The sequence below is a fragment of the Thermoflexus sp. genome (genome assembly GCF_042408365.1).
GTDB lineage: Bacteria > Chloroflexota > Anaerolineae > Thermoflexales > Thermoflexaceae > Thermoflexus.
Map to the genome: position 1 here is coordinate 1 of NZ_JBHOQJ010000281.1, position 3,685 is coordinate 3,685.

The 3,685-nt window shown below is 63.9% G+C and carries 3 protein-coding genes; 1 reads left to right on the top strand and 2 read right to left on the bottom strand.

Annotation, left to right across the window (positions count from 1 at the left end; genetic code table 11):
• Positions 1–217, top strand: a 217-nt coding sequence (nth, locus tag ACFMO5_RS12865) for an endonuclease III domain-containing protein (RefSeq protein WP_376793154.1), incomplete at its 5' end; no start/stop codon positions are given.
• 439 nt (positions 218–656) lie between these two features.
• Here nth and ACFMO5_RS12870 read toward each other — a convergent pair.
• Together ACFMO5_RS12870 and ACFMO5_RS12875 are read right to left on the bottom strand one after the other, a co-directional pair.
• A complete protein-coding gene (locus tag ACFMO5_RS12870) occupies positions 657–2,861 on the bottom strand; it encodes an ATP-dependent helicase (RefSeq protein ID WP_376793155.1) in 2,205 nt (734 codons plus the stop codon).
• Positions 2,862–2,988: 127 nt separating this feature from the next.
• A complete protein-coding gene (locus ACFMO5_RS12875) occupies positions 2,989–3,438 on the bottom strand; it encodes a hypothetical protein (RefSeq protein ID WP_376793156.1) in 450 nt (149 codons plus the stop codon).
• Between the last annotated feature and the right edge of the window lie 247 nt (positions 3,439–3,685).

Sequence of the window (3,685 nt, forward strand, 5' to 3'; positions counted from 1 at the left end):
GGGAACCCGGTTGGGTTTGATCCCCGAGGGGATGTCGGCGGAGAAAGCCCATGACTGGATGGAGGCCCTGATCTCGCCCGAGCGCTATCTGCCCTTCCATCTGTTGCTCATCCGTCACGGCCGGGAGATCTGCAAGGCCCAGCGCCCCCGCTGCGAGGTCTGCCCGGTGCGGCGCTGGTGCGATTTCTATCGGAGGCATGGCGCGCCGCGGGGATAAGGGCAGGCCTTGTGCCTGCCCCTACGTGAGGGGTTGACAGCTGCTGCTGTCTTTGTTATCACGTGTTATAGTCCGTCGGTCCCCTCCCATTTGGCGGGAACCCAGCCGATGGGAAGGACCGGTGGCCAAAGGCCGCGCTGTATTGGCGGATCGATGAGTGGGCCGCCCGGAAAGGGCACCCCACGCGATCCGAAGGATCGCGTGCCCCCCAAAAGGCCCTACCGCGAGTTCCCCGGGACGTTGGGCCCCCCCAAAAAGTCCGAAGGACTTTTGGGGACCCCGCTGGCCTGTGGAGATCGGCGCTGCGGCGGAGCGGTGGGCGACCACCGGTCGACGAGCCCCCGGTCGAGGAAGCCGGAAGGGACCGGTCATCGATGGAGCCCATCGGGGTGAAATAGATGACGATGTGTCACAGAACGGTCTAGCGCCTACGATGCGATTAGGAAGGAGGATGGGTGGCATCCGGGAGGACTTCCAGGCTGGCGAAGCTGGCCAGGAGCCGCTTGAGGCCTGCCTCCTCGAACATCACCACCACCTCCTCGTCCGAGCCGATCAACCGGCTCTCCACGACAACCCCTTCCCCGAACCGTGGATGATAAACCCGCGTGCCTGGGCGGAAGCGCAGGCTTGGGGGAGGGGAGACCGGGGTTTCCCGGAGCGCATGGCGCTGGCGCTCTTGCCGGGAACGAAGGCCCGTGCTGGCCAGCAATTCCTTTGGGATCTCTCGCAGGAAGCGGGAGGGGGTGCGGATCTCATCATAGCGGCGGAAGGCATAGGTCAAGATCAGAAGATCCTTGGCCCGGGTCATTCCAACATAGAACAGACGCCGCTCCTCCTCCAGCGCCGCAGGCTCATCCATAGAACGGCTGTGGGGGAGAAGGCCTTCCTCCAGGCCGGTGATGAAGACCGCCTCAAATTCCAGCCCCTTGGCGGCATGAAGGGTCAACAGGATGGGCGCATCCACATCGTCCCGCAAGGTGTCCACATCGGAGATCAGCGCCGCCTCGCTGAGGAATGCGGCCAGCGGGTCCTCAAAGGCCCCCGGGCGGTAAGGGGCCGCCACCCGCAACAGCTCCTGCACGTTATCCCATCGCCGTCCCCCGATCTCCTGTTCCTGTTCCTCCAGGCTTTCGAGATACTCCGCATAGCCGATCTCATCGATAATGCGACGCAACAATTCCGCTACACCTGTGCTTTCCCGGATTGACTGCCAGGCCCGGATCCGCTCGGCGAGGTCGGCCAGGGCATGGCGGATCTTTTGGGGAATGGAAATCGAGGCCTCGCCGCGGGCCACCTGTTCGACGGCTGCGAATAAGGAAGATGGGGCTCCTGTCGGGCCGCGGCGTTGCGCCAGGGCGGTCAGCTTGGAGAGGGTGGCCGGGCCGATCCCCCGGGGGGGCACATTGAGAATCCGGGTCAGGCTGAGATCGTCGTGGGGGTTCAGGACCAATCGGAGGTAGGCCAGCAGGTCTTTGATCTCCCGGCGCTGGTAGAAGCGAACGCCGCCGACCAGCCGATAGGGGAGCCCTGCTCGCACGAAGGCTTCCTCCAGCGCTCGGGATTGCGCGTTGGTCCGATACATCACCGCGATCTCCCCCGGCCGCATCCGTCGGGTTTCGATGAGCTCCTGGATCTGGCGGACAACGAAAGCGGCCTCGTCCTCATCATCGAACGCCTCGTAGACGGTGATCGGCGAGCCGGGCCCGCGGGCGGCGACCAGGCGCTTCTCGTTGTAACGTTCGGTGTTGAAGCGGATGACCGACTGGGCCGCCTGCAGGATGGTCTGGGTGGACCGGTAGTTCTCCTCCAGGATGATGATGCGGGCGTCGGGGAAGTGCTCGCGGAAGCGGATCACATTCCGGAAATCCGCCCCGCGCCAACCGTAGATGCTTTGGTCCTCATCCCCCACACAGAACAGGTTGCGGTGCCGGGAGGCCAACTGCCGCAGCAGCAGATATTGCACGGTGTTCGTGTCCTGGAACTCGTCCACGAGGATGTGGCGGTAACGCTCCTGATAGCGGGCCAGGACCTCAGGGTAGTTCTCGAACAGCTCAACGGCCCGCAGCAGGAGATCGTCGAAGTCCATAGCATCGGCGGCCCGGAGACGCTCCTCGTAGCGGCTGTAAACCCGCGCCACGATCTCGTCGAAGTAGGTGCGGATGGGATAATCCTCCGGACGGATGAACTCGTTCTTCGCCCGGGAGATGGCCGCTCGCAGGGCGCCGGGCCGATAACGCTTCTCATCCAGGTTGAGGTCCCGCAGCGCCTGGCGGACGGCTTCCAGCTGGTCCTCTTCATCGTAAATCACGAACTGGGGGTTCAGGCCCAGGAGCGAAGCCTCTCGCCGCAGGAACCGGGCGCAGACAGCATGGAAGGTCCCCAGGGTGAGCTCAGCCGCACGGTCCCCGAAGAGGGCCTCCAACCGGGAGCGCATCTCTTCGGCCGCTTTATTGGTGAAGGTGACCGCCAGGATGTGGAAGGGAGAGACGCGGCGGGCGGTGAGCAGGTAAGCGATCCGGTAGGTGAGCACGCGGGTCTTTCCACTGCCCGGCCCGGCCAGCACCAGAACCGGTCCATCGGGGGCAGTGACCGCCTCCTGCTGGCTTGGATTCAGGTCCCTTAGGAAGGATGGGATACGGGTCATCGTAGGCGATTTACCCCCTGACTGAGCTCCGTTTCAACCTCGGCAAGCGCACGCGTCAACTCGGATCACCGAATGTCCTTTCCGCATGATCCTGGGACAGCGACCGCTGACGATCCGCTGCGTTTCCCTATTTGGATTTGGAGCGGGCGTTGGCGGGCGAACGGGCGAGGATCGGCTCCAGCGTCTGGATCCAGAGCGCCAGACGCTGGGCGAAGCGCGCCAGGCTTTCTTCGTCCAGCGGCGGGAGCGGATGGGTCTCAAACACCTTAGCCCATCCGCGATCCCATAGCTCCGCTTCCACATAAGGTCCCAGACGATCCCGGATCTCCCAGATATGAAGGCTCACCCATTCCAGGGCGGCCCGGTTCCGGCTTGAATCCCGGCTCTCAAAGTGCAGCCCGATCTCGATGCGCCCCCGCCGCTCTCCCAGGTGCCATACCTCGTAGTGAAAGGCCGGGTCGCGGTAATAGATCTGCACCAACCACGGCCGGGCACTCCAGCGGAATCCGTTCAAGTCCGATGGGAGCAACGGCTTGAGCCGCCTGGGAAGCGCTTCCATCCACTCCCGCAACCGCATCGGCGCTCCAACGGTCTGATGTGCGGTTGATCGTGGCGGTCTCATTTTACCACCGGAATCTCATAGAGCCGTTGGGGGTTGAGCGGTGGATTTGCAGGGGCTTTGATGCGGATGGTCTTCCCCACATTCCGTGCTGAGCATATGCCGTGGGAAGCGGATGGCCCTACCCTTTTTATCCCCCCTCCCCACAGCCTGAAGGGCCGTGAGGAAGGGGAGCTATTTTGGGGTGAGCCGGGCGCCAAGGGCG